We start from the raw sequence: 25,338 nt of genomic DNA, 5'->3' as shown, positions 1-25,338 counted from the left end.
GCGGCGGCGCGTGCGCCTGGCCCCTGCCGAGCGGCAGGCAGCGCACCACTGGCCCAGGCCCTGCGGATGTTCCGCCGCACGCCTGCCGCTGTGGTGCGTTTTGTTGCACCGCTGGCGCATGCTGCCAGCCCCGAGACTTCGTGGTATGATGCTAGCGGCGGCACGGTTCGTGGTCGCCTCGCCCCTAGGTGAACGCATTCTCCCGCCGCCCTGGTGGCGGCACGCGCGGAGGTTTGGATGGAATTTCTAGGCGTCGGGCCAGGCGAGCTGATCTTTGTGGTGATCATCGCCCTGGTGGTGGTGGGGCCAGAGCGCCTGCCGGTGCTGGCCCGCCAGGCGGGGCGCTTCCTGGTGACAGTGCGCAACTGGGTGCAGCGCTCGCCCGATGCGGCCATGGTGCTGCGCGCCCGCCAGGAGATCGAGGCCGAGCTGGCCAACCTGCGCGAGAGCCTGGCCGAGGTGCAGAGCGCCCGCGACGAGGTGGTGAAGGCCGCCCGCGAGGTGAACACGCTGGTGAAGGATGATGTGATCGCCCCCACCCGCGCCACGCTGGACGAGGTTGCCCAGCCCAGCCCGGTGGCCCGCACCACCAAGCCCAACGGGCTGCCCGCCGTGGCCCAGCCGCCGCTCGATGTGGCCGCGCCGGAGCCGCAGCTGGTGGCCGCCGACGGCAGCGAGCTGATCGCCGCACCCGATGTGGCCGCGCCGGAGCCGCAGCTGGTGGCCACCGACGGCAGCGAGCTGATCGCCGCGCCCGATGTGGCCGCGCTGCAGGCCGATGTGGCCGCGCTGGCCGAGGAGCTGCGCAGGCTGCAGGCCACCCTGCAGTCGCGCGGCCTGATCGACCCCGCCCCCCTGGTGCGCGGGGCCGTGCCCCTGGCAGACGCTGGGCCTGTAGAGCAGATCGGGGCCGCGCCAGGCGCACCCCAAGAGGAAGGCACCCATGTCGAGCAGCCAGTTTATTCTCGCGATTAGCATCATCCTCATCCTGCTGATCATCCCCGCGATCGTGGCGCTGGCGGTTCGCCACTTCATCCGCGACGAGGAGCCAGACGAGGACGAGATAGCCCAGATCGAGCCGCCGCTGCAGTTCGACAGCCTGCGCGACTTCTGGGAGAGCAACGTGCCCCACCTGATCGAGCTGCGCGACCGCCTGATCAAGGCGGTGGCGGGCGTGCTGCTGGGCACTATGGTGGGCAGCTACGTGGTGTTCGCCCAGCCCTTCGGCTTCTCGCTGATCGACTTTCTGGCGGCGCACTTCCTTCAGACCAGCAAGCTGGAGGGCAGCCTGCAGGCGGTGGAGGTGGCCGAGTTCTTCGTCAGCTCGATGGGCGTGGCGATCGCGATCGGCATCGCCATCGCTATGCCGATAATCATCTACCAGATCGTGGCCTTCTTTGCGCCGGGCCTCTACGCCCGCGAGAAGCGGATCGTGTTCACGGCGCTGCCCTTCGTGCTGGAGCTGTTCCTGGCCGGGCTGGTGTTCGGCTGGTTCTTCACCGTGCCCGCCGCGATCAACTTCCTGGTGACGTTCGGCTCGTGGTCGCAGGCGGTGGAGATCAAGCCCACGGTGTCCGACTTCCTGGGCATTATCACACGGCTGATGCTGTGGAACGGGGTGATCTTCGAGATGCCCGCCGTGATCTTCCTGCTGGCCCGCATCGGCGTGGTGAGCCTGGAGACGCTGCGCAGCACGCGGCGCTACGCCTTCGTGATCATCGTGATCATCGCGGCCTTCATCACGCCCACCGGCGACCCCTACAACCTGCTGCTGATGGCCCTGCCGATGTATGCCCTCTACGAGATGGGCATTCTGCTGGCGCGGCTGGTGCCGCGCCCCAGCGCCGACGCGGCGGCCCAGCCTAGCTCGGGCGGCTAGGCGGCGGCCACCCTTGCTTGGCGGCATCAGGAGCGCGCTCCTGGTGCCGCCGCTGTTTTCTGCACGCTGCCAGAGGAGGTTGCGATGACAGTGCCCGATGATCTGCGGAAAGAGTACACCCTGCGCGGCCTCGATGAGGCCGATGTGCTGCCCGAGCCGCTGGGCCAGTTCCAGCGCTGGTTCGATGCGGCGGTGGCGGCGGGCATCGCCGAGCCGAACGCGATGACGCTGGCCACCGTGGGCGCGGATGGCAGGCCATCGGCCCGCGTGGTGCTGCTGAAGGGCGTCGAGCAGGGCGGCTTTGTGTTCTACACCAACTACGGCAGCCGCAAGGGCGGCGAGCTGCTGGCCCACCCCTACGCGGCGCTGGTGTTCTTTTGGGAGCAGCTGGAGCGCCAGGTGCGCGTGGAGGGCGCGGTGGCGCAGGTGAGCGCCGAGGAGTCCGACGCCTATTTCGCGCAGCGGCCCCACGGCAGCCAGGTGGGCGCGTGGGCCTCGGCGCAGAGCGCGGCGCTGCCCAGCCGCGCCGCGCTGGAGGCGCGCTACGCCGAGCTGGCCGCCCAGCACCAGGGCGCTGCGGTGCCCCGCCCGCCGCACTGGGGCGGGTTCCGGCTGCTGCCCGAGGCGGTGGAGTTCTGGCAGGGCCGCCCCTCGCGCCTGCACGACCGCATCCGCTACCGCCGCGCTGGCGACGCGTGGCAGATCGAGCGCCTCTCGCCGTAAGTTTCTAACCACGAAGACACGAAGGCTCGAAGGTTTATAGCATCTCTTTTTAAGACACGAAGACTCCAAGTTCTACACTTGGAGTCTTCGTGTCTTCGTGGTTTATCGGTTCCCTAGCGGCTGGTGAGGGCGAGGCCGAGGGTCTTGTAGATCAGCTTGGCGGCCAGGAAGTCGCTGGCGTGCTGGCCGGCGATGGGGGCCAGCTCGACGCAGTCGAAGGCCACGATGCTGGCCTCGCGGGCCACGGTGCGGATGATCTCCAGCCCCTCGACCCAGCTGAGGCCGTTTGGCTCGGGGGTGCCGGTGGCGGGCACCAGCGAGGGGTCGAAGCCGTCGAGGTCGATGGTGAGAAACACCTTCTTGCCGCGCACCAGCTCGGCCAGCTTCGCCAGGTGGCCGCCCGCGTGCACGTCCTCGGCGAAGGCCACGTAGAGCCGCTCGCGCTCGCTGCGGATGAGGTCGATCTCCTCTTTGCAGATCGAGCGGATGCCAAACTGGGCCACCGTCACGCCCATGTCCAGCACGCGCTTGGCGATGCATGCGTGGCTGTACTTGCTGCCCTCGTACTCGTCGCGCAGGTCGGAGTGGGCGTCGATCTGCACCATCACGAAGTCGCCGTGGACGGCCTGCACCGCGCTGGCGAAGCCGCTGGAGATGCTGTGCTCGCCGCCCAGCCCCACCAGCAGCTTGCCCGCCCGCAGGTGCTCCTCGGCGGCGGCGGCCACGGCCTGGGCCATGCCCTCGGGGCCGCTGATCACCGGGGCCAGCGCGGGCAGCGTGTGGACGCCGTAGCGCAGCGCTACCTCGTCATCTAGGTCGCGGTCGTACAGCTCGACCTGGCGCGAGGCGTTGATGATGGCGCGGGGGCCTTCGCGGGTGCCCTGGCCGTAGCTCACGGTGCCCTCGTAGCCGATAGGCAGCACCACGGCGGCGCTGCTCTCGTAGGCGCTGAACTCTTCATCTAGGCCAAGAAAATTCTCTGGTGGCAGCAGCTCGTAGTGCGCCATGATGTTGTTCTCCTTCTGTTTCGCGACATACGGCGGGGATTGTACCACAGCGCGGCTATGGCGCTGCGATGCTCTTTTGGGGTTGATGAAGGGCTGCTTGGGGTTGATGGAGGGCTGCTTGCTTGGTGGCGGCTCCGCATTCGGTTGACCGTCGGCATGCTTGCAGCGTTGCCCGGTCGATCGGACCGGCTGCGGCCTCGATCATGATGGACCCTCGTGATTGGTTGGTGTGTACCCTGCGCGGGCGGCGGCTCGGGGCCAGCCCCTAGCGACCCCGCAAGGGGGCGTAGCCCCCTTGGAACCCCCAACTTCAGGCGTTCCCGTGCTGAAATCTGGCGGCTGGTGTTCGTGCATATGGCCATCAAAACATGAGCGGCACCTTCGCCGCATGGGCCAGGTGGGTAGGGCTGGCTCCGTCTCTCTTTGCCACGAGGTTTTCTTCCCTTGGAGTCTTGGTGGTAAAACGGTTCTTTTCTTCCCCTCGCGTCTTCGCGCCTTCGTGGTATTCTTTCCCTTTTGTGCCCTTGGAGTCTTGGAGTCTTGGAGTCTTGGTGGTAAAAACCTGCTGGTGAACGAGAACGCATAGGCCCTATGGATGCGACAAGAGTCGCTAGGAGTTCTGGCGAAAATGCGCTAAAATTGGGGCAACCAACCCAGAGAGCCAGGGAGAGAGACTATGGATCATATTGATGAGACCCCCGACCAGAACCCCGATGCGGCGCTGGCCCACCCCAATAGCATCCGCGCCTTCGACACGCTGGGCGCATTTCTGGATGAGGATGAGTGGTACCCGCAGCGCGCCGATGGATGGCATGGCTATTGGGTTCACTACACTGGCTCGAATGCCGAGATCCGCTGCTTTTCCCAGATCCGCGTGGAGTCGGAGATCCTGCTGATCTACGCGATGGCCCCGGTGCGCATCCCCGAGGAGAATCGGCCCGCGATCGCCGAGTTCATCGCCCGCGCGAACTATGGCCTCAATATCGGCAACTTCGAGCTGAACTTCGGCGACGGGCGGCTGCGCTTCAAGGCGAGCCTCGACTTCGAGGGCGCAGATCTGACGCCGAACCTGATCCGCAACGCCATCTACCCGGCGGTGCGCACCATGAACTCGTACTTTCCCGGCGTGCTGAAGGTGCTCTACGGCGGCGCTACCGCCGAGCAGGCGATCGCCGAGATCGAGAGCTAGCGCTATTTCCCGCACCGCAAAAAGCCCCAGCGGTATGCTGCCGCTGGGGCTTTGCTGTGTGCCAAGGCTCGGCCTAGCTGTTGGCCGCCATGTAGGCCTGCTTCAGCTCATCCACCAGGGTGTCGCGCTGATCGTAGAGCCGCTTGAGCGGGCGCGAGCCTGCCATCTCCAGCGCGTAGGCCGCCAGGATGGGGATGACGATCGTGCTATCGGCGTAGCACACCACCGTGTCGGGCAGCTGCTCGGGGTCGACCTTGCCCCAGGTCATCGCCTCGGACGGGGTCGCGCCCGAGAGGCCGCCGGTGTCGGCGCGGGCGTCGGTGACCTGGATGAAGTAGTCGTGGCCCTTCTCGGGGATGCCCATGATCTCCTGGATCTGTGGCTCGGTCTGCAGGATGAAGTTTTTGGGCGATCCGCCGCCCAGGATGAGCACCGCGCTTTTGCCGCCGCTCTTCTTGGCGTGGTGCACGATGGCGGTGGTCTCGTTCACGTCGCGCTCCACGTCGAAGCGCAGCTCGTTGCCGGCCAGGGCCAGCGCCGCCACGTTCATGCCGATCGTCGAGTCGCCGGGGCTGGATGTGTAGAGCGGCACGCCCGCCTCGTAGGCGGCGGTGAGGATGGAGACGTAGTCGGTGCCTAGGGCCTTCTCGCGGGCCTGGGTGTAGCGGCCCAGGTTGTAGTGCAGCTCGGCGGTGCTCATGGTGCGCTGGAACTCGGGGCCGCGCAGGCACTGGCGCAGGAACTCATCCGACTCCAGCAGCACGTCCTGCTCGAACAGGATGTCGTAGATGCGGATGAGGTGCTGCTCGCGCAGCTCAAGGTCGTTGGTGAAGGGCGTGGTGCCGAACAGCTCGAAGCCCAGCGAGCGGTGCATGTCGTGGTAGAGGTTCGCGCCGGTGGAGACCATCCAGTCGATCAGGCCCGCGCGGATGAGCGGCACGATCGCGGCGGTGCCCAGGCCGGTGGGCGTGATCGCGCCCGAGAGCGTGACGCCGATGGTCACGTCGTTCTGGGCGATCTTGCGGGCGAAGAGCTGGCACAGCTCGCGCAGGCGGCCAGCGTTGTATGAGTAGAGCTGCTGATCGACGAGGTCGCGCACGGTCAGCCCGGCCCCGATGGGGCGCGGATCGAGCTTGACGCCATAAGCCATGGTTTGCCTCCTTGTGGGCGTAATTCCTGCCGGGGGAGACTATACCACAACTGGTGCCACGGGCGGCTGATTCACCACGAAGGCACGAAGGCACGAAGGGGGCCAAGCGGGGCGCTTTGTGGTATTCGTTTTTTGAGGTATTCGCGGATCGGCATTTGCCCTGTGGCCAAGCCCCGTTGTATCATGGTGGTGTTTCTTGCGAGGAGGGTGCGCCCAATGACCACCGAGCAGCCAGCCAGCGCGGCCCCGCCGGCCACGCGGGCGATCAGCCGGGGCGAGTTCCACACCGCCATGGTGCATCTCTACCGTGGCGAGGTGGGCCGCGCCAACACCTGGCGCGCGCGGCTGGATGGCACCACCAACTGGGCGGTGCTGACCACCGCCGCCACGCTGTCGTTCGCATTCGCCAGCGCCAGCAACACCCACGTGATGATCCTGATCAACACGCTGCTGGTGTTTTTTTTCATGTTCATCGAGGCGCGGCGCTACCGATTCTACGATCTGTGGCGGGCCAGGGTGCGACTGATCGAGGTCGAGTTCTTTGCCGACATGCTCGCGCCGCAGGCCGGCGATGAAGAGGTGGCCACATGGCGCGAGCTGCTGGCCGACGACCTGCTGCACCCGCGCTTCAGCATCACGATCTGGCAGGCGCTGGCGCGGCGGCTGCGGCGCAACTATGTGTGGCTGTTCCTGGTGCTGTTCTTGAGCTGGGTGGTGAAAGTGCTGCTGCACCCGGTGCCCGCCGACAGCCTGGCCGACCTGCTAGACCGAGCGGCCATCGGGCCGCTGCCAGCTTGGTTTGTGCTGCTGTTTGGGGTCTGGTTCCACTGCTTCCTGTGCTGGATCATCTTCTCGAACCGCGAGACCGTCGCGCAGAGCGATGAGAACATCCCGCGCGACGAGGCCCGCCAGCGTATGGGCGCTGGCGACGAGCGACGCCCGATTGAGTAGGGGAGAGCGGGGCCACGCCGTTGTGGCCCGCGCGCCCCGCTGTAGCGCTATAGAGAGAGTGACTATGCCGACCATCGCACTGATCGCCCACGACACCAAGAAGGATGACATTGTAGCCTTCGCCCTGCGCCACCGCGAGGTGCTGGCCCGCTACAACCTGATCGCCACCGGCACCACTGGCGGGCGGATCGCCGAAGCCACCGGCCTGCCGGTGACGCGCATGTTCTCCGGCCCGCTGGGCGGCGACGCCCAGATCGCCGCGCGGGTGGCCCAGGGCGAGGTGGTCGCCGTGCTGTTTATCGTCGACCCGCTCTACGCCCACCCGCACGAGCCGGACATCCAGGGCCTGCTGCGCGTCTGCAACGTCTACAATATCCCGGTGGCCACCAACATCGCCACCGCCGAGATCGTGCTGATGGGGGTCGACGCATGAACCAGATCGAGCGGCGCGTGGTCGACGCCATCGACACCGAGGCCATGCTGCGCTTCTTGGGCGAGCTGGTGGGTATCCGCAGCCTGGATGGCCACGAGAGCGAGGCCCAGCGCTTTATGGCGCGCTCCATGCGCTCGTTTGGCATGGCGGTGGATGAGTGGGAGATCGACCTAGCCGCGCTGCGCCAGCACCCCGCCTTCTGCTGGGAGGTGGAGCGGGCCGAGGGCCTGGGCGTGGTGGGCTGGTTGGGCGAGGATCGCGGCGGGCGCAGCCTCATCCTGAACGGCCACGTGGATGTGGTGCCCGCTGGCGACGAGGCCAACTGGGGCCACGCGCCCTGGCGGGCCACGCTGGACAACGGCCAGGTGTACGGGCGCGGCGCGCTGGACATGAAGGGCGGCTTGGCCTGCGCGCTGTTTGCTGCCAAGGCCATCCGCGATGCGGGCGTGTCGCTGCGGGGCAGGCTGCTGGTGCAGAGCGTGATCGGCGAGGAGGACGGCGGCTGCGGCACCCTGGCCAGCATCCTGCGCGGCCACACCGCCGACGGCGCGATCATCCCCGAGCCGACCGAGCTGGCGATCGCCCCCGCCCAGGCCGGTGCGCTCAACTTCCGCCTGATCGTGCCAGGGCTGTCGGCCCACGGCTGTGTGCGCGAGGAGGGCGTGAGCGCGATTGAGAAATTCATCCCGCTGCACCGCGCCCTGCTGGAGCTGGAGGCCGAGCGCAACGCCCGCGAGCGCTCGCCGCTGTTCGCCCGCTACCGCCTGCCCTACCCGCTCTCGATCGGGGTGCTGCGCGCGGGCGACTGGCCCTCGTCGGTGCCCGAGTCGCTGGTGTGCGAGGGCCGCTATGGCATCGCCATCGGCGAGGATGCGGCCAGCGCGCGCGCGGAGTTCGAGGCGGCGGTGGCGCGGGCTGTGGCCGCCGACCCGTGGCTGGCCCAGCGCCCGCCCACCGTCGAGTGGTGGGGCGGCCAGTTCGATCCGGCGGCCATCCCCGCCGACCACCCGCTGGCCCAGACCCTGGCCGGGGCCTATGCGGACGCCGCCGGGGCCGCGCCGCGATTCGAGGGGATGACCTACGGTGCCGACATGCGCCTGCTGATGAATGTGGGCGGCATCCCCACCGTGATGTTTGGCCCGGGCGACGTGCGCCACGCCCACCGCCCCGACGAGCACGTGCCCCTGGCCCACCTGCACGCTGCCGTGCGCACCCTGGCGCTGGCCGCGCTGCGTTTCTGCGGCTACGACGAGTGACGGCGCGGCCCCGCCCGCCATAGGGAGAGTATGATGAGACATAATCCCTTTCTGCAGATGGAGGAAGAGCGCATCCGCGTGAGCGTCCGACCGCTGTACCTGGCCGATCACTCCAACCCCGACCAGGGCGAGTATGTCTTCGCCTACTTTGTGCGGATCGAGAACGCCAGCCGCAAGACGGCCCAGCTGCTCTCGCGGCACTGGCGGATCTTCGATTCGATCGGTGAGGAGAGCGAGGTGCGCGGTGATGGGGTGGTGGGCGAGCAGCCCACGCTGGCCCCCGGCGAGGTGTTCGAGTACCAGAGCTTCTGCGTGCTCAAGTCGCCGCAGGGCGCCATGGATGGCAGCTATCGGTTTATCGGGGTGGATGATGTGCTGTTCGATGTGCCGATCCCGCGCTTTGAGCTGACGGTGACCGGCTCGCCGTGGCCTGCGGCGTAGGGGGAGAGAAACGCGGTTCCAATGGCGGGGCGGCGCTGATCGGGGCTGATCAGCGCCGCCCTGGCGTGTGGGCTACTTCTTGCCTTCGAGCGACTGGATGCGCGGCTGGGGCCGGGCCTGCGGCTGCGCTGGCCCCTCGGCGGCCAGCATCTGCGGCAGCAGGCCAGCGCCCTGTGGCAGCATGGTGATCTGGGCGTTGCCCTCGGCCAGTCGCTGGATCTGCAGGATCTCGAACAGCGCATCGGCGATCTCGGGATCCTCCGAGATGCGCTGGAGCGCGCCGCCCACGATCGAGGGCCGCATGGCCTCGGCCTTGGCGAACTCGATGGCGGCCTGCCGCTCGGCGGTGCTGGTGATGATGTTCACCTGGTTCGCGCCATCCTGCTTGATCGCGCTGGTCACCTGGCGCAGCCGGTTGACCACCTTGGCCTCGATCTGGCGGATCATCTCCACATCGCGGAAGTGCACCTTGCGGATGTAGATCGAGCCGAGCTGGTAGCCCCACTCAAGCGACTTGGGCGAGACATCGGCGCGCACCGCCTGGCTCATGCTGTGGCGGCTCTCCAGCATCTCGGCCAGCGGCATGTTGCTGAGCGTGCGCACCACCGCGTTGGACACGTTGGCCGACAGCGAGCCGCGCGGGTCGGCGTTCTTGAACAGGAAGGCCACCGGGTCGCTGATTGCCATCTCGTACCACACGCCGATGCCCATGGGCGCGCCCTCTTCGGAGTTGACGGCCTGGCTGCGCAGGTAGACCTGATCCATGCGCATGTCCACCACGTGGCAGCGCCCGAACCAGTTGATGATAAAGGCCGCCGGGCCAAGCTTGAAGGGCAGCACGTACAGCCCTGGCTCCTTCAGCACCGCCAGCACCTTGCCGAACAGCACGTAGACGTGGCAGTAGCCCTCGTTCACGATGGTGTAGAAGCCGAACATGCGGAGGATGCCCAGCAGGATGGGCAGCGCGATAAAGCCGCCGATAAAGGTTAGAAAGAAGCCGATGACGAAACCGCTCATTGCTGCACCTCCACAAATACGCGCTGGGCCTGCTTGTAGAGCTGCAGGCGCACATTCCGCAGGTAGTTGCCGATCGCCTGCGGCCCGCCGCGTCGCCGCAGCTCGCCCAGCTGGCTGGCCAGCGCGCTCAGCGGCTCGACCTCGGCCTGGGCCTTGAGCGTCTCGATCTCGACCGCGCGCTTGGACTGAACGATCTTCTGGTCGGCGGCGGCCTGGGCCAGGCTGATGTCCGAGGAGACGTGGTTGTGGGCGGTGTTGATGGCGGCCAGCGCGCTCTCGACATCCTGCGGCGGGTCGATGGCGGTGATCAGCGAGGCGTCGAAGGTGATGCCGTAGCGCGCCTCGGACGAGAGACACTCGCGGTCCATCAGCTCGTTCAGGTCGCGCAGGTTTTTGCGCAGGTCGTTGATCGAGACGCCGGTGTTGAGCACGGGGTCGTTGGCGGCCTCGCCATCCACCAGCGCGCGCGGGGCCTCGAAGTTGGCGATGCGCTCGCGCAGGATGGAGACGAAGTAGCCCAGCACGTGCACGATCGGGCGCTTGACGCCGAAGAAGTAGGCGTAGAGGTTGCGCTCGCACACGCGGTAGCGGATCTGGCCCTGAAGCCCGATGTTCAGCTGATCTTTGGTTACGGCCTCCAGCACGGTGCCGTTGTGGTTGGCCCGTGGATCCTCGGGGTCGAGCGCCATATCCACCGTCTGCGTGGCGATCTTGACCTTGTAGATGCGCTCCCAGGGCCACTTGAAGTAGGGGCCACCGGGCGGGATGACGCGCAGCTGCGGGTAGTCGTAGCGCTCGCGCTCCTCGGGGCGAAGGTACTCGGCGAAGGGGTCTTCGAGGGTGGATTTATTCAGCCGCTCGGCGCGGCCAAGGATGGTCTTCACAGCGCGCTCGTTCTGGTCGACGGTGTAGATCCCGGCGACCAGATAGCGCACCAGAAACCAGGCGATAAAGCCGATGAGCAGGCCAGCTCCAAAACTCATAGCGCCTCCGTTGGTCTGAAAGCGGTCATCGCGTTTATCATACTCTTGGTTTAGATACGGGCAAGCCCCCAAAAGGTTTCAGGATGGCTTTGGTATGCTGCGTGTCTGCTGGGCTACCGCAGATCTACGCTTCTGAATGACGCTTGCGTGTAAAGATGTGACAAGAGCAGTACGTGCAGGAATACTCTCTATGTATAACGGAACGCCGCTCTAGAAATAGAGGACGGTTATATCATATCCCCTCTATTTTGAAGGAGCAAGACTGTGGGAACCTCACCCGTGCCGCATCGTGTGCGGCTGATCATCATCCTGGGCGCGCTGAGCGCATTTGGCCCGCTGTCGCTGGACATGTATCTGCCTGCGCTGCCCAGCCTGGCCCAGAGCTTCGGGGCCAGCGTCTCGGCGGCGCAGATCACGCTGAGCGCGTGCCTGGTGGGTCTGGCGCTGGGCCAGGTGCTGGCCGGGCCGCTGAGCGACGCGGTGGGCCGCAGGCGCCCGCTGCTGGTGGGTGTGGCCGCCTACGCGCTGGCCTCGCTGCTGTGCGTGTTTGCGCCCAGCATTGGCGCGTTCGCCCTGCTGCGGCTGATGCAGGGCGTGGCCGGTGCAGCTGGGATCGTGATCGCCCGCGCGATCGTGCGCGACCTGTTCGCCGGGGTGGAGGCCGCCAAGGTCTTCTCGCTGCTGATGCTGGTGAACGGCCTCGCGCCCATCCTCGCGCCGGTGTTCGGTGGCCAGCTGCTGCGGCTCACCTCGTGGCGGGGTGTGTTCGCCACGCTGGCGGTGGTGGGCGTGCTGCTGCTGCTGGCCGCGCTGCTGCTGCCCGAGACCCTGGCCGACGAGCACCGCCAGTCGGGCGGGGTGGGTGCCACGCTGCGCACCTTCCGCACGCTGCTGGGCGACGGCGGCTTCATGCGCTACGCGCTCTCGTGCGGGCTGGCCTTCAGCTCGATGTTCGCCTATATCTCTGGCTCGTCGTTTGTGCTGCAGGATCTGTACGGCGTCTCGCCGCAGGCCTTCAGCATGATCTTCGGCGCAAACGCGCTGGGGCTGATGGTGGTGGGGCAGGTGAGCGGTCGGCTGGTGGGGCGGGTCTCGCCACGGCGGCTGCTGGGCGCAGGCCTGGCGGGCACGGCGCTGGGCGGCGTGGCGCTGCTGGCGGTGGTGCTGGCCGGGGCTGGGCTGTGGGGCATCCTGCCTGCGCTGTTCGTGGTGGTGGCCAGCATGGGCCTGGTGCTGCCCAACGCCACCACGCTAGCGCTGTCGGGCCACCCGCGCATGGCGGGCAGCGCCTCGGCGCTGATCGGCGTGCTGCAGTACGCGCTGGGCGCGGCGGCGGCCCCGTTCGTGGGGCTGGGCGGCGGCACGAGCGCCCTGCCGATGGCGGCGGTGATGGCGGCGCTGGGCTGCTGCGCGCTGGGCGTGTTCGCGCTGCTGGGCCGCGCCCCCGCTGTGGGCCGCGCCGCCGAGCTGAGCGAGGGCTAGGCCGGTCCATCGGGCGTGCATGGCAAAGGGCAGGGGTGGATTGCCACCCCTGCCCTTGTTTGCGCCCGCCGATGTGTCCTAGTGCCTGCGCTGGTCCACCAGGGTGATCACGCGCGGGCTGCTCTGCGCGAACGAGCAGCCCTTGGGGCCGACGGCGCACGAGCCGCAGTTGCTGGTGCTGCAGCCCGCCACGGCGCTGTCGCTCAGGCGGCCCTTGCGCACCCAGTAGGCGATCATGCCCTCCAGTGCGGTCCGCTCGATGCCCAGCCTGGCGCTGAGCGCATCCAGGCTGATGGGGGCGGATGACTGCTGAAGCTCCTCTAGCACTCGATGGAGCATTGCGTTTCTCTTTCTTAGCCCAGGCCCAGCGCCCTGCCGACCTGGAACACGATCACGGCCACCACCCAGGCGATACCCAGTTGGCCGAAGATGCTAAACCACATCCACTTGCTGCCCAGCTCGTGGCGGGTGGCGGCGGCGGCCACCATGCAGGGGGTGTAGAGCAGCACGAAGACCATGAAGGCCAGCGCCGCCAGCGCGCCGTGGCCGCCGCTGCTCTGGTTGAAGCCCTGCTCGATGGCGGCGGGCAGGCCGGTGGGCGTCTCGTCGCCCGCGTTGCCGAACAGGTTGATGCCAACGATCAGCGGGATGGACTTGACTGTGTCCACCACCGCCGCGCCGAAGCTGGTTCCGATGCCCACTAGATCCTCCTGGAAGGTGGGCGTCTCCTCGGCGCTGGCCTCCTCGACATCGTAGACCTGGGCCATGGTGCTGACCACCACCTCTTTGGCCACGAAGCCCGAGACCAGCGCGCCGCTGGTCTGCCAGCTGGAAAAGCCGAGCGGCGCGAACAGGGGCGCGAAGGCCCGCGAGACGCTGGCGAAGGCGCTCTCGGCCACGGGCGTGTTGCCGAAGCTGCCGCTGCCGCCCACGGGGATGGCCAGCAGCAGCCAGACCACCAGGCTGGTGCCCATGATGATCGTGGTGGCCTTCTTCAGGAAGGCGGCGGTGCGCTCCCAGATCTGCTGCCAGAGGTTGCCAAGGGTGGGCAGGCGGTAGGGCGGCAGCTCCATCACGAAGGGCGCGGGCGGCTGCCCGGCGAACAGGGTGTGCTTAAGCAGCATGCCCACCAGCACCGCCACCACGATGCCCAGCATGTACATGCTGAACACCACCAGCCCGCCGCTGGTGGGGAAGAACACCGAGGCCAGCAGCAGGTAGACCGGCAGGCGGGCGCTGCAGCTCATGAAGGGCACCAGCAGGCCGGTGAGGATGCGGTCCTTCTCGTGCTCCAGCGTGCGGGTGGCGTAGATGCCGGGCACGTTGCAGCCGAAGCCCACCACCATGGGCAGGAAGCTCTTGCCGTGCAGCCCCAGGGCGTGCATCAGGCGGTCCATCACGAAGGCGGCGCGGGCCATGTACCCCGAGTCCTCCAGCAGGCCCAGGGCCAGGTAGAGCGACATCAGCACCGGCACGAACACCACCACGCCGCCCACGCCCGCGATCACGCCATCCAGCACTAGGCTCTCGGCCCAGGTGCCGCCCAGGCCCATCGCGCCCATCAGCGCGGCGGCCCAGCGGGTCAGCGGCCCGCTGACAATGCCATCCACCCAGCCATTGAGCGGGGCCGAGATATCGGTGGTCATCTTGAACACCACCCACATCAGGCCTAGGAAGATCGGGATACCGAGGTAACGGTTGGTGACCACGCGGTCGATGCGGTCCGAGATCGTTTTGGGCGGCGTGGCGGGCCGAGTGAGCGCGCCGCTGGCCAGGCTGTGCACGAAGCGGTAGCGCCCGTCGGCCAGGGCCACATCCACCTCGTCGCCATAGTGGGCCTCCAGGCGGGAGCGCCCCAGCGCCAGGGCGGCCAGCACGGCCAGGCCGCCCTGGGCCTGGCGTGCGCGCTCGGTCATCTCCTCGTCGTCCTCCAGCAGCTGCACGGCCAGCCAGCGCGCCGGGTAGCGCCCCAGGTCGGGCGTCTTGGCGATCACATCCACCAGCGCGGCGATCTCATTTTCGATCGCGTCGTCGTAGTGGAACGCCGCTGGCGGCATGCCTGCGGCGAGTGGTAGCGTTGTCATTGGTCTACTCGCTCTCTATCGGTATCGCTAGTGGCAGTCGCTCGCGCCGGCGTCGTCGCTGTTCATGGCGGCGACCATGCGCCGCAGGTCGGCTGCGCCGGTGGTGTGCTGGCCCAGCGATGCGGCGATGGCCTGCTTGAGCTCGGCCATGCCCTGGCCTCGGCTGGCCACCAGCGAGATCACGTGGCTGCCCGACAGCGCCCTGGAGAGGCAGGCGGCGTCGCAGCGCAGCCCGCGCGACTCGGCCACGTCGCACATGTTCAGCACCAGGATGATCGGCAGCCCGATCTCAAGAATCTGGGCGGTGAGGTAGAGGTTGCGCTCCAGGTTGGCGGTGTCGATCACGTTCACCACCAGCTGGGGGCGCTCGTGGACGAGGAAGTCGCGGGCGATCTGCTCCTCGGGCGAGAAGGCCGAGAGGCTGTAGGTGCCAGGCAGGTCGACCACCACGTACGACTGGCCGCCGTGGGTGAAGGTTCCGGCCTTTTTGGCCACGGTCTTGCCGGGCCAGTTGCCCACGTGCTGGCGCGACCCGGTGAGCGCGTTGAACACCGTGCTCTTGCCCACATTGGGGTTGCCGGCGAGCGCTATGGTTGGTGCGGTCATCTCTCCCATCCCTCTCTAGCTTGCTGGCTCGACCATAACCATGTGCGCCATGCTGCGGCGCAGCGCCAGCCGCGTGTCGCCCACGGCCAGCAGCAGGTTGTGGCCTGTATCTTGCACGATCTCCACCGTAGCCCCAGGGTTCAGCCCCAGCTCAGAAAGACGGTGGGCTGGCCCCTCGGCGCAGCGCAGGGCCACCAGGCGCAGCCGCTGGCCGGGGGCGGCCAGGGCCAGCGGAAGCTGCGATGATGCGCTCACTGGGCCACCTCCACCAGCACCTGCTCGGCCTCGTGCGAGCGCAGCGAGAGCCGGTAGCCCTTGACCTGGAACTCAAGCGGGTCGCCCAGCGGGGCGCGCGCGGTGAGCGTGATCTGCTCGCCGGTGATGATGCCCATCGTCAGCATCTTGCGGCGCAGTAGCCGCTCGCCGCCGATGCGCACGATGGTGGCCTGGTTGCCGATATTCAGGTGACTCAGTGGTACCTGTGTGGTTGCCATGGGTTCTATACCTCTTCGGAGATTAGATGGTGGTGATCCACCACAACACGGATATGCTCGGCCAGCGCCTGCTCTAGCACCAGCTCTTGCCCGCCCACCCGCACGATGATCTGCCCGCGCCCCGAGGCCGCCAGCACGCGGATGCGCGCCCCTGGCCGCAGCCCCTGGCTGCAGAGGAACCCGCCCACCGTCGGCGACGCAGTGATCGCTACCACCTCGCCCTCGCCACCCACACCGAGCTCGGTGGCGGCCAGCGCTGGCAGCTCGATCTCGGTGGCGGCGGCCTGCGGTATCGGCTCGGAGCGGGTGGTGTAGCGCGGCTCGCCCAGCATGGTGCCCAGCCGGTCGGCCACATGGTCGGGGGTCACATGCTCGAAGCGGCAGGCGATGCGCTCGGCCTCGTCGGCGGGCAGGTGCAGGTGGGTGACTAGGAAGACCTCCCACAGCCGCCGCCGCCGCAGCACGCGCAGCGCGATCGCCGAGCCGTGCTCGGTGAGCCTCACACCCTTGTACGGCTCGTAGATCAGCAGGCCATCGTGCATCAGCTTGCGGCACATCTCGTTGGCCGAGACGGTCGAGACATCTAGCTCCTGCGCGAGGAGAGAAAGCGGCACCGGCTGGCTCTCGCGCTGCAGCAGCGCAGTGCGCAGCAGGTACATCTCGGTGCTTTCGCTCATGGTGATCATCGGTCGGCCCTCGCTCTTGGTCTCGATCGGGCATCTGAAGGTATGCCTTATTTCTCTTCAAGGTGTACCACATGAATGCAGGGGCAACAATCAAGAGTTTGTTAACGATGGCGGGGCATACCGCAACTGTTCGCGCTGGTGGCCTAGCGCCCTGCGGTCACGCCAGGGCTTCCGCATGCGCTCCGGCCGCTGCGCTGGCAAAGATCAGGGCTGCCTAAACACCGCGAGCTTCGGGCGGGGCGGGTATTCTTGGTACAATCATAGCGGGGAGAAAAAAGCGGTCATCCTTTTCTACCTGTGAAGAATCACACAGAAGGACTAGCCCATCTGGGCATCCGCCCGGCTATTCTCGCGCTACAATACGGGCCGTTGGAACGAGGATGATCGAATGGATGGAGAGGTACTTTTTGGAACGAACCTATAGCCTACCCGCCGCCGAACGATCGCGCCCGCTGGGCCTGGTGGCCGCCCTGCTGCCGCTCGCGATCTTTGTGGTGGCGCTCATACCCCGCGTGCTCGACCTAGGGCGCTTCGCCACTATGGACGAGGTCAACTTCTGGTTCACGCGCTCCGAGACCTTCCTAAGCGCCATCCAGGCGGGCAACTTCGCCGGTACGGCCATCACCGACCACCCCGGCGTGACGACGATGTGGCTGGGGGCGTTCGGCATCCTGCTGCGCAACGCCATGGGCGACGCGGGCATGCTGCCCGCGATCACGCCCCAGCACTACGTTGCCTTCTTCCAGCTCTTCCCCGCCATCGTCAACGCCCTGGCGGTGAGCGTGGCCTACGTGCAGCTGCGCGGCGTGCTGCCGCGCGGCGTGGCGCTGATGGGCGCGCTGCTGTGGGCGCTCGACCCCTTCGTGATCGCCTACAGCCGCGTGCTGCACGTGGATGCGCTGTCGGGCACCTTCATGACGCTGGGCATCATCGCGGCCTGCCGCTACTGGTTCTACGCGCCGCGCAAGGCCGACCTCATCCTCTCCGGCGTGTTCGCCGGGCTGGCGGTTGACACCAAGTCGCCCGGCCTGATCATGGGGCCTGCGGTGGCGGCCATCGCGCTGTGGGCGGCCTACGGCTGCGGCCAGAAGCGCCGCTTCCGCGATCTGGCGCTGGAGCTGGTGTGGTGGGGCGCGGCCATGGTGGCCACGGCCATGGTGGTCTGGCCCGCGCTGTGGGCCGCGCCCATGGCCGCCTTCGAGCAGATCCGCATCGGCTACACCGCCGAGGGCACCCAGCCGCACCAGCTGGGCAACTTCTTCCTGGGCCGCAGCGACCCAGCGCCCGGCCTGCTGTTCTACCCGGTGGCGATCGCGCTGCGCCTCACCCCCATCACCACTGTGGGCCTGCTGGCGCTGCCCTTCGCCTGGCGCAAGCTGGCCATGCCGCCCCACGCCCAGCGCACCCTCGCGGGCCTCTCGTGGTTTGCGGTGCTGTTCGCGCTGGCCATGAGCCTGTTCGCCAAGAAGTTCAACCGCTACGTCGAGCCGTCGTTTCCCGCCATCGATGTGCTGGCGGCGCTGGGCCTGTGCTGGCTGCTGGGCCAGCTGCTGCCCGATCTGTTGGCCCGGCTCACGCGGCGGCGCGTAGCGGCGCTGGGGCCAGCGGCCCTGGGCGCGGTAGCCCTGGGCGCGGCTCTGAACGTGGCCTCGTGGCACCCCTACCAGATCGCGGCCTTCAACCAGCTGCTGGGCGGCGCGAAGGCGGGCGCGTGGGCTTTCAAGACCGGCTGGGGTGAGGGCATGGATCTGGCGGCGGCTTGGCTGAATGAGCAGAAGGACATCACCGGTGTGCGCGTGGTCACCACGCTGAAGACCGGCCTGCAGCTCTACCTGCGCGATGGCGCGCAGTCGCTGGAGCCGAACATCGGCCCGCTGCCGCCGCAGAGCGGCTATGTGGTGGTGTATGTGAACGACGCGCAGATCGGCCCGCTGCTGCCGCCCTTCGACGAGTTCTACGGCAAGGCCGAGCCGCTGAAGGTCATCCAGATCCATGGGGTGGACTACGCCTGGATCTACGAGGCCCCGCCGACCGTCGACTACCGCAAGCCTGCCCAGTTTACCGGTGGCGGCTGGCTCTATGGCATCCGCTCGCCCAAGCAGCGCACCGTGGGCACCACCTTCACCTGGACGCTGGTGTGGCACTCGGCCCACGTGGCCAGGAGCGATGTGATGCTGTTCGCCCATGTGATCGGGCCGGACGGCCAGCGCTACGCCCAGGCCGATGTGCCCTTCCCGCCGGAAGGCTCGACCCCCGACCGCTACAGCGAGATGCAGATCCCACTCAAGGTGCCCGAGGATGCGCCGCCCGGCTCCTACCGCCTGGTGGTGGGCATGTATGGCCCCGACGGCCAGCGCCTGCCGCTCACCGGCATGCAGCCCGCCGACCCCGCCCTCGATGGCCCCGACGCCCTGCTGCTCGACTCGATCGTGCTCGACGCGATGCCCTAGCGGCCCCCCAGCCGATAGCAAAAGCCCCCGACTTTTGAATAAAGGCGGGGGCTTTTGTATGGGCCGAAAAGGCATTGGGAAAAAGAGACCCGCCACGCTGGGTGCGGCCTCGTCGCTGCGGTGGGGGTGATGGCCAGTAGGTATGTGCGGCACCTTCGCCGGATGGGCGAGGCATTGGGAAGCGGGAAAGCGTGCAAAACCGCGTGCCAAACCCTGCACAACAATCATTGCCAGCAAACCAACCTCAAAAGCAGTACCACCCAGCCCTCCCCACCCGGCCCATGCGGCGAAGGTGCTACTCGCGCAAACTGGCCCTATGCACGAACACCAGCCGCCAGGGAATGGCACGGGAACGCCCAACATTGGGGGATCGAAGGGGGCATCGCCCCCTCGCGGGGTTCACAGGGGCTGGCCCTCAACAGGTGTCACTTTTTTGTGCGGGGCTTCTGGATGCGGCACATGTCGAGAGAACGCGTGCCAAGCCATGCACCGCATGTGAGATTGAGGATCTCATCCACCCGGCCCATGCGGCGAAGGTGCCGATAGTGTTTTGCTGGCCATATGCACGAACACCAGCCGCCAGCATTCGGCATTGGAATGCTTCAAATTGGGAGTTCGAAGGGGGCGACGCCCCCTCGTGGGGTTCCGAGGGGCGAGCCCCTCGGCGCCGCCCGCGCAGGGCATCCACCCACCGAACACGTACCACCGCTATCGCTGATGAGAAACACCACGAAAAAGTGACACCATGTGAGGGGGCTGGCCCCTAGCCGCCGCCCGCGCAGGGCACACACCAAACAACCAAGAGCACCCATCATCATCGAAGCTGCAAGCGGTCGGGGCGACCGAGCAACGCTGCAAGCATTGCCTACGGTCTGTGGTGCCCTTTTCAGAGGCCAGACAACCACGGTAGCGAGCCAGACAACCACGGTAGCGAGCCAGACAACCACGGTAGCGAGCCAGACGACCACGGTAGCGGGCCAGACGACCACGGTAGCGGGCCAGACGACCACGGTAGTGAGCCAGACGACCACGGTAGCGAGCCAGACGACCACGGTAGCGAGCCAGACGACCACGGTAGTGAGCCAGACGACCACGGTAGCGAGCCAGACGACCACGGTAGCGAGCCAGACGACCACGGTAGCGAGCCAGACGACCACGGTAGCGGGCCAGACGACCACGGTAGCGGGCCAGACGACCGGCCGATGCTACCCCACCACCGCGTCGATCTGCCCGAAGCCCAGCGCATCGAGCGGCGCACCCGCCACCTCGACGGCCAGCGCCCCCATGAAGTCGGGGGCGGCGGGCACCTGGGCCATGCGCCAGGTGGCCGGGGCCTCCTGGCGCACGCCGGTGCGCAGCAGCCGCGCCTGCGACCCCAGCGACACCGAGAATGACTCCAGCGGGAACGACAGACCCTCGCCGCGCGCCTTGATGTAGGCCTCCTTGCGCGTCCAGCACGCGAAGAAGGCGCGGCGGCGCAGCGCGCCGGGCAGCGCCAGCAGCGCGGCGTGCTCATCGGGCGCGAAGAAGCGCGCCGAGAGCGGCAGGTAGTCCAGATCCTCGCGCACGCGCTCGATATCCACCCCCAGCCGCCGCCCGTAGGCCAGCGCGCACAGCGCCACCCCGCCCGAGTGCGAGATATTGAAGCGCAGGCCCCTGGGGTTCTGCTCGGGCGCGATGTCGGGCTTGCCGTAGGCCGAGTAGGTGAAGCGCAGCTCGTGGGCGGGCACGCCCAGCTCGCGCCCCAGGATGCGGCGGGCCACGCCACGGCACACCGCGAAGGCCCGCCGGTCGTCGGGGAAGTGGAAGCGATCGGCGCGCTCCAGCTCGTCGGGCGAGAGCAGGCGGCGCAGCAGGGTCACCGCCTCGGGCGGCTGCTCCAGCCCGATCTGCCACACGTGGGCCTCGCGCTCGCGCAGCGCATCTGTGGCGCTGATACGGCTCCATTCGCTCAGAGTGTAGGCCATAGAACTGCCTGTCGGGCTATGCGGCGGATGCTTGCGGCATTATATACGAAACCACGCGCGAGGGAATGGCGATCGCTCGGCAGACGAATACCGCGAAGACACGAAGACACGAAGGGGACGAATAACCACCAAGGCTCCAAGACACCCAGATTCTTTGGTGCTTGGAGTCTTGGCGGTAAAACGAATACCACGAAGATGCGAAGGCATGAAGGGGGCGGATAACAACACACCAAGAGCACAGAAGGGCATTGGAAATGGCACAGCGCCAACCCTTCTCCGCTGATCACGCATTGCTGGCAGCGCAATGGGGAAAAGCAGTATGCTTGGGTTTTTGGTAGGTACGCCTCGGGTCTTCTTGACACACGGATTAGATCCAACTATACTTTTGAATATATTTGTTATTTATTCACAGGAAGACTATGGAGTCAACACCACCCATCGCTGGGGGCCAGGGAAAAGGCGGGGCGGGGCTGACAGAGCGCGCAGATCGCATCCTGGATAGCGCCGCCATACTACTGATCCAATGGGGCTACAAGCGCATTACCATCAGCGATATCGCGCAGCACGCTGGCATTGGCACCGGCACAGTGTATCTGCACTGGAAGAGCAAGGAGACCCTGTTCGAGTCGGTGCTGCTGCGCGAGCTGCAGCTGCTGTGGGGCGGGCTGATCCAGCGCGTGGAAGCAGACCCGCGTGAAGCCACGCTCCACCGGTTGCTGAGCGCGCTGCTCCGCGCGATCAAGCTACGGCCTATCGCCTGTGCGCTCTTTACCCGCGACACCCTCATGCTTGGCAAGCTCACCCAGCGCAGCCTCATCCAGCAGCAGTCCTTTATTGAAGGCACCGATCTGCTGGCGCTTCTGCGCGAGCTTGGGCTGCTGCGCGCCGATGTCGACCCGAGCGTGCAGCTACACACGTTTAGCGCACTGTGGACCGGCTTTGTGCTGGTCGATCAGCTGCTTCCGCCGAAAGACCGCCCATCGCTCGATGTTCAGACCGAGGCGCTGATATCCACCGTTCAGCGCACGCTTGAACCCGATACCCCGCCCGATGAGGCCTGGATGCGCGAACACGCTGCCCCGAAGATACGGGCGCTGCTTGAACAGGCGCACGCCTACGCAGCCGAGCAGATCGGCGCGCGGGTTCTCTCGTAGCGGCGCGGCGTTTTGGAAAAGGAAGACCTATGCGTGTCCTCATCAGCACCTTTGGCACCTATGGCGATATCCAGCCGTTTATCGCCCTCGGCAGGGGCCTGCGCGACGCGGGGCACGAGGTGGCCCTATGCGCATCGGAAGAATTCCAGCCCTTGATCGAATCGCACGGGCTGAGCTACGCCTTTATGCGCAACACCCTGCTTGATTTGAGCCGGGCCTTGCTAAAGGGCGGCACTACCTTCGCGCTGCTCCGGCAGATCAAGGCCGCGATGCGGCACCTGCTGGAGGAGGAGTGGCGGGCGGCGCAGCTGGTCCAACCCGATCTGATCGTGCACCACCCAAAGATGCTGGGCAGCTATCACATCGCCGAGAAGCTTGGCATCCCGCTGGTGATGGCCATCCCGCTGCCCTTCTATACCCCGACCCGCGCCTTCCCCAACCCCTTTTTTGGCGCATGGCGGCTTGGCCCACAGTTCAACCTGCTGAGCTATCACCTGAACACGCTCTCCTCGGCAGTCGCCACTGGCATGACCAACTTCTTCCGGCAGCATACCCTGGGACTGCCGCGCCAGCGGCGCTTTGCCGATATGCTGCGACGAGAGGACGGGCAGCCCATCCCCATTTTGTATCCCTACAGCCCGGCGCTGCTGCCCCGGCCCGATGATTTCCCCGCGCATGTCCATGTTACAGGCTCGTGGTTTCTCGACCAGGCCGCTGAATGGCAGGCCGACCCTGCGCTCTGCGCCTTTCTGAGCGATGGGCCGCCGCCGGTATATGTTGGCTTTGGCAGCATGAGCGGAAAACATGCCAACGACCGCACGCGCATAGTTCTGGATGCGCTTTCCAGCGCGGGACAGCGCGGCATCCTAGCCTGCGGCTGGGGCGGCCTTCAGGCCACGGATCTGCCGAAGACTGCTCATCTCATCGATGCCGCCCCGCACGACTGGCTGTTTCCACAGGTCGTCGCTGTGGTGCATCACGGCGGCGCGGGGACAACCGCCGCAGGGCTGCGGGCTGGCAGGCCGACGGTGATCTGCCCGTTCCTGGGCGATCAGCCGTTCTGGGGGGCGATCGTGCATGCGCGTGGGCTTGGGCCGCAGCCGATCCCGCAGCGCCGCCTGAGCGCTGGACGCTTGGCCGCTGCTATCCATGCGGCTGTGAGCGATGCGGCCATGCGGCGGCGCGCCGCTGATATGGGCAGGCAGATCCAGGCGGAGGACGGCGTGGGGGCCGCCGTTGCGATCATTGAGCAGGTGCGCCAGGCATTCTAGAAAGCGAGCGAAGGGCACCAATAGCCACCAAGACACCAAGATTCTTTTGTTCTTGGTGCCTTGGTGGCTTGGTAGTGAATCTATACGGCCTTAGCGGTAATTACCCCACGCGCAGCACCAGCTTGCCGCGCACGCGGCCCGCCTGGCTCACGCGGTGGGCCTCGGCGGCCTGGGCCAGCGGCAGCACCTGCTCCACCACCACGCGCAGCCGCCCCGCATCCACCAGCGCGCTGATCGCGGCCAGGTGCGACGGCTCGGCGTGCACCAGCAGCTGCCTGCTGATGCCCTGGTGGGCGGCGGCCAGATCTGCCGGGGGCGCGGCCACGATCGACACCAGCGAGCCATGCGGCTTCAGCACCGCGTACGAGCGGGCCAGCACCTCGCCGCCCACCGCGTCGAACACTACATCCACCGGCGCGATCTGCTGCTCGAAGGGCGCGGCGGTGTAGTCCACAAACTCATCCACGCCCAGCTCGCGCGCGAAGGCCTGGTTGCGGGCCGAGGCCGTGCCGACCACGAACGCGCCGCGCGCCTTGGCCAGCTGCACCGCCACGTGGCCCACGCCGCCCGCCGCCGCGTGGATGAGCACGCGCTGGCCTGGCTGCACCTGGGCGAAGTCGAGCACCTGCCAGGCGGTGAGCGCCACCAGCGGCAGCGCGGCGGCCTCCTCGGCGCTAAGGCTGGCGGGGCGGATGCCCAGCTCCGCCGCCGGGGCCACCACGTACTCGGCGTAGCCGCCCCCGGCCTTGGGGAAGTTGACCATGCCGTAGACCGCATCGCCCGGCTTGAGCGCGGTGACACCCGCGCCCACCTCGGACACCACCCCGGCCACATCCCAGCCTACCGTCAGCGGGAAGGGCGACTCGGGCAGCATGCCCGCCACGCCGCCGCCCGCGCGCGTCTTGATATCCACCGGGTTGATGCCCGCCGCCTCGACCTTGACCAGCACCTCGCCCGCGCCGGGCGTGGGCCGCTCGGCCTGCTCCAGCCTCAGCTCCTCCGGCCCGCCGTAGGCGTGGATCCGCACCGCGTTCATGGTTGCCATCGTATTGCTCCTCTTCGCTCTATCGCTTGGTTTCGGTCGCGTTTACGCCGCTTGATAGGTGTAAGTATAGCTGTTACAATTGGCAGCGCAAGAACGCACAATTTTGTGCAGTAGTACCTATTTTGATACTATTGCGCGTAGATAGGAAGAACATGGGCAAGATCTACGACTGCCAGTTCGCCTGCCCGGTCGAGACCACGACCGATATCATCGGCGGCAAGTGGAAGAGCGTCATCCTCTACCACCTGCTGGATGGCATGAAGCGCTTCGGCGAGCTGCGCAAGCTGCTGCCGAACGCCACCCAGCGCATGCTCACCCTGCAGCTGCGCGAGCTAGAGGCCGACGGCGTGATCACGCGCACCGTCTACGCCGAGGTGCCGCCGCGCGTGGAGTATCGGCTGACGCCGTTTGGCGAGAGCCTGCGCCCCATCCTGCTGCTGATGCGCGACTGGGGCGAGCAGTACCGCTCTACGGTGCAGGCCACCCGCGCCCCGCAGTGCATGGAGAGGAGCGCCGAGCTATGAGCGAGCCATATATGACCGCAGTCGCCGCCGCCGTGGTGCTGCCGAACGAGGACCGCGTGCTGCTGGTGCGCCGCGAGGAGGACGGCGCGTGGGCGCTGCCCCAGGCCGCGCTGGCCCAGGGCGAGGATGTGCAGCGCGCCGCCCAGCGCGCCGTGCTGGAGGCCACAGGCGTGCCGGTGGCGCTGGCCAACCTGGTGGGCATCTACAGCGGCGCGGGCCAGCTGCTGTTCGTGTTCAGCGCCTACATCTACCCCGGCCACTCCACGCCCGCCCCCGGCGTGGCCGCGCTGGGCTGGCTGTCCCCCGCCGAGATCGAGGCCATCGACGACGCGCTGCTGCAGCGCATCCTGGCCGACGCGCGGCGCGGCATTCGCTACCCGCTGGGGATGTTCGGCGCGGCGTAGGGCGCACTGCGGTTCCCGCGCTCGCTACGGGCGCGGGGGTGTATAGAGGTAACTTGTGAGGTCCCCCAAGACCTGTCTTCTTCATGTAGCTTAGCACCTAGTAAATAGGCTAATAAATTCCTGCTCAGTCTTGACATCAGTG

26 protein-coding genes are annotated in these 25,338 nt (G+C 67.2%); 14 read left to right on the top strand and 12 right to left on the bottom strand.

The features are described from left to right. Positions 1-237 precede the first annotated feature (237 nt). The 3 genes from F8S13_06610 (at position 238) to pdxH (ending at position 2,602) form a co-directional block, all read left to right on the top strand. Complete coding sequence (locus F8S13_06610) at positions 238-975, top strand: twin-arginine translocase TatA/TatE family subunit (protein KAB8144536.1); 738 nt, start codon at positions 238-240, stop codon at positions 973-975. Next, on the top strand, positions 944-1,879 hold the full coding sequence (gene tatC, locus F8S13_06605; GenBank protein KAB8144535.1) for a twin-arginine translocase subunit TatC: 936 nt from the start codon (positions 944-946) through the stop codon (positions 1,877-1,879). Before F8S13_06610 ends, tatC begins: the two co-directional genes overlap by 32 nt. A gap of 84 nt (positions 1,880-1,963) precedes the next feature. After that, the gene (pdxH, locus tag F8S13_06600) at positions 1,964-2,602 is read left to right on the top strand and encodes a pyridoxamine 5'-phosphate oxidase (GenBank protein ID KAB8144534.1); all 639 of its coding nucleotides are present in this window, start codon (positions 1,964-1,966) and stop codon (positions 2,600-2,602) included. 113 nt (positions 2,603-2,715) lie between these two features. Here the strand turns inward: pdxH and speB are convergent, their stop codons facing one another. Further along, complete coding sequence (gene speB / locus F8S13_06595; protein ID KAB8144533.1) at positions 2,716-3,609, bottom strand: agmatinase; 894 nt, start codon at positions 3,607-3,609, stop codon at positions 2,716-2,718. Between the two features lie 676 nt (positions 3,610-4,285). Between speB and F8S13_06590 the strand changes: the two genes are divergently transcribed. Then, a complete protein-coding gene (locus tag F8S13_06590; protein KAB8144532.1) occupies positions 4,286-4,798 on the top strand; it encodes a YbjN domain-containing protein in 513 nt (170 codons plus the stop codon). A gap of 73 nt (positions 4,799-4,871) precedes the next feature. On the opposite strand, the gene F8S13_06585 is transcribed toward F8S13_06590, so the two are convergent. Then, on the bottom strand, positions 4,872-5,948 hold the full coding sequence (locus F8S13_06585) for a deoxyhypusine synthase (protein KAB8144531.1): 1,077 nt from the start codon (positions 5,946-5,948) through the stop codon (positions 4,872-4,874). A gap of 183 nt (positions 5,949-6,131) precedes the next feature. Between F8S13_06585 and F8S13_06580 the strand changes: the two genes are divergently transcribed. From F8S13_06580 to apaG, 4 genes are all read left to right on the top strand, one after another. Continuing rightward, positions 6,132-6,899, top strand: coding sequence for a DUF2270 domain-containing protein (locus F8S13_06580; GenBank protein ID KAB8144530.1), 768 nt, complete (start codon positions 6,132-6,134; stop codon positions 6,897-6,899). A 64-nt stretch (positions 6,900-6,963) separates the two neighbouring features. Then, entirely contained in the window at positions 6,964-7,332 is a 369-nt protein-coding gene (gene mgsA / locus F8S13_06575) for a methylglyoxal synthase (protein ID KAB8144529.1), read from the top strand. Further along, the gene (locus tag F8S13_06570; protein ID KAB8144528.1) at positions 7,329-8,588 is read left to right on the top strand and encodes an ArgE/DapE family deacylase; all 1,260 of its coding nucleotides are present in this window, start codon (positions 7,329-7,331) and stop codon (positions 8,586-8,588) included. The genes mgsA and F8S13_06570 overlap by 4 nt, the downstream gene beginning before the upstream one ends. Positions 8,589-8,618: 30 nt before the next feature. Further along, on the top strand, positions 8,619-9,029 hold the full coding sequence (gene apaG / locus F8S13_06565) for a Co2+/Mg2+ efflux protein ApaG (protein KAB8144527.1): 411 nt from the start codon (positions 8,619-8,621) through the stop codon (positions 9,027-9,029). A 72-nt stretch (positions 9,030-9,101) separates the two neighbouring features. On the opposite strand, the gene F8S13_06560 is transcribed toward apaG, so the two are convergent. Both F8S13_06560 and F8S13_06555 read right to left on the bottom strand, forming a co-directional pair. Next, entirely contained in the window at positions 9,102-10,046 is a 945-nt protein-coding gene (locus tag F8S13_06560; protein ID KAB8144526.1) for an SPFH/Band 7/PHB domain protein, read from the bottom strand. After that, positions 10,043-11,029, bottom strand: a complete 987-nt coding sequence (locus F8S13_06555) for an SPFH domain-containing protein (protein ID KAB8144525.1) — start codon at positions 11,027-11,029, stop codon at positions 10,043-10,045. The genes F8S13_06560 and F8S13_06555 overlap by 4 nt, the downstream gene beginning before the upstream one ends. 264 nt (positions 11,030-11,293) lie before the next feature. Here F8S13_06555 and F8S13_06550 point away from each other — a divergent pair, with 264 nt between their 5' ends. Next, the gene (locus tag F8S13_06550; GenBank protein ID KAB8144524.1) at positions 11,294-12,511 is read left to right on the top strand and encodes a multidrug effflux MFS transporter; all 1,218 of its coding nucleotides are present in this window, start codon (positions 11,294-11,296) and stop codon (positions 12,509-12,511) included. Positions 12,512-12,589: 78 nt separating this feature from the next. On the opposite strand, the gene F8S13_06545 is transcribed toward F8S13_06550, so the two are convergent. Genes F8S13_06545 through F8S13_06520 form a run of 6 tightly spaced genes read right to left on the bottom strand, consistent with a single transcriptional unit; the run spans position 12,590 to position 16,381 of the window. After that, entirely contained in the window at positions 12,590-12,850 is a 261-nt protein-coding gene (locus F8S13_06545) for a hypothetical protein (protein ID KAB8144523.1), read from the bottom strand. A gap of 14 nt (positions 12,851-12,864) precedes the next feature. Then, on the bottom strand, positions 12,865-14,568 hold the full coding sequence (feoB, locus tag F8S13_06540; GenBank protein ID KAB8144684.1) for a ferrous iron transport protein B: 1,704 nt from the start codon (positions 14,566-14,568) through the stop codon (positions 12,865-12,867). A 54-nt stretch (positions 14,569-14,622) separates the two neighbouring features. Then, positions 14,623-15,201 (bottom strand): iron transporter FeoB, encoded by a 579-nt coding sequence (locus F8S13_06535; protein ID KAB8144522.1) that lies wholly within the window; start codon positions 15,199-15,201, stop codon positions 14,623-14,625. A 15-nt stretch (positions 15,202-15,216) separates the two neighbouring features. Then, on the bottom strand, positions 15,217-15,456 hold the full coding sequence (locus F8S13_06530; GenBank protein KAB8144521.1) for a ferrous iron transport protein A: 240 nt from the start codon (positions 15,454-15,456) through the stop codon (positions 15,217-15,219). Further along, positions 15,453-15,695 carry a ferrous iron transport protein A gene (locus tag F8S13_06525; GenBank protein KAB8144520.1) on the bottom strand — a complete coding sequence of 81 codons (243 nt, stop codon included), beginning with the start codon at positions 15,693-15,695 and terminating at the stop codon, positions 15,453-15,455. The genes F8S13_06530 and F8S13_06525 overlap by 4 nt, the downstream gene beginning before the upstream one ends. A 5-nt stretch (positions 15,696-15,700) precedes the next feature. Beyond that, positions 15,701-16,381 (bottom strand): metal-dependent transcriptional regulator, encoded by a 681-nt coding sequence (locus tag F8S13_06520; protein KAB8144519.1) that lies wholly within the window; start codon positions 16,379-16,381, stop codon positions 15,701-15,703. Positions 16,382-16,761: 380 nt separating this feature from the next. Here F8S13_06520 and F8S13_06515 point away from each other — a divergent pair, with 380 nt between their 5' ends. Further along, positions 16,762-18,831, top strand: a complete 2,070-nt coding sequence (locus F8S13_06515) for a phospholipid carrier-dependent glycosyltransferase (GenBank protein ID KAB8144518.1) — start codon at positions 16,762-16,764, stop codon at positions 18,829-18,831. A gap of 1,205 nt (positions 18,832-20,036) precedes the next feature. Here F8S13_06515 and F8S13_06510 read toward each other — a convergent pair. After that, a complete protein-coding gene (locus F8S13_06510; GenBank protein ID KAB8144517.1) occupies positions 20,037-20,798 on the bottom strand; it encodes a 4'-phosphopantetheinyl transferase superfamily protein in 762 nt (253 codons plus the stop codon). 419 nt (positions 20,799-21,217) lie between these two features. On the opposite strand from F8S13_06510, the gene F8S13_06505 reads away from it, so the two are divergent. Continuing rightward, positions 21,218-21,952, top strand: a complete 735-nt coding sequence (locus F8S13_06505) for a TetR/AcrR family transcriptional regulator (GenBank protein KAB8144516.1) — start codon at positions 21,218-21,220, stop codon at positions 21,950-21,952. 29 nt (positions 21,953-21,981) lie between these two features. Next, entirely contained in the window at positions 21,982-23,223 is a 1,242-nt protein-coding gene (locus F8S13_06500; GenBank protein ID KAB8144515.1) for a glycosyltransferase family 1 protein, read from the top strand. 100 nt (positions 23,224-23,323) lie between these two features. Here the strand turns inward: F8S13_06500 and F8S13_06495 are convergent, their stop codons facing one another. Then, entirely contained in the window at positions 23,324-24,268 is a 945-nt protein-coding gene (locus F8S13_06495; GenBank protein KAB8144514.1) for an NADP-dependent oxidoreductase, read from the bottom strand. 152 nt (positions 24,269-24,420) lie between these two features. Between F8S13_06495 and F8S13_06490 the strand changes: the two genes are divergently transcribed. Together F8S13_06490 and F8S13_06485 are read left to right on the top strand one after the other, a co-directional pair. Then, on the top strand, positions 24,421-24,792 hold the full coding sequence (locus tag F8S13_06490; GenBank protein ID KAB8144513.1) for a helix-turn-helix transcriptional regulator: 372 nt from the start codon (positions 24,421-24,423) through the stop codon (positions 24,790-24,792). Then, on the top strand, positions 24,789-25,196 hold the full coding sequence (locus F8S13_06485; GenBank protein KAB8144512.1) for an NUDIX domain-containing protein: 408 nt from the start codon (positions 24,789-24,791) through the stop codon (positions 25,194-25,196). The genes F8S13_06490 and F8S13_06485 overlap by 4 nt, the downstream gene beginning before the upstream one ends. Positions 25,197-25,338 lie beyond the last annotated feature (142 nt).

The sequence above is a fragment of the Chloroflexia bacterium SDU3-3 genome, from assembly GCA_009268125.1.
Classification (GTDB): Bacteria; Chloroflexota; Chloroflexia; order Chloroflexales; family Roseiflexaceae; genus SDU3-3.
The sequence above is the reverse complement of the archived record's forward strand: the minus strand, read 5'-3'. Positions and strand labels throughout refer to the sequence as shown.